This window comes from Anoxybacillus sp. LAT27, from assembly GCF_022030075.1.
Taxonomy (GTDB): domain Bacteria; phylum Bacillota; class Bacilli; order Bacillales; family Anoxybacillaceae; genus Anoxybacillus; species Anoxybacillus kestanbolensis.
On record NZ_JAIWYK010000188.1, the window covers coordinates 1 to 266 of the forward strand.

Here is a 266-nt window from a genome sequence, read left to right on the forward strand (position 1 = left end):
TATATACACAAACGCCAATGCATCTGAGTCAACAAGCATATGGCGCTTCGGCATAACACCGGCGGGCAAAACAAGCGCATCATCAACCTTCAGCCAGAGCCGGCCGTCTTTTCGCTCTGCCCGCTCGACGATCCATTTTTCGTTCATGCTTTCTCTCCTTCCACACCAACCATCCGCCCTTTATTTTACCATATTCAGCCTATGCGGGCGAAATAATTGATATTCGCCGAAAAACAGCTGATAATAGAGGGAGACGATGATCTTTC

1 protein-coding gene is annotated in these 266 nt (G+C 48.1%); it reads right to left on the reverse strand.

Annotated elements, in window-relative coordinates; genetic code table 11:
- Positions 1-147 (reverse strand): UPF0738 family protein (locus LD028_RS09060; protein ID WP_483298295.1); only part of this gene is annotated, 147 nt, incomplete at its 3' end.
- Between the last annotated feature and the right edge of the window lie 119 nt (positions 148-266).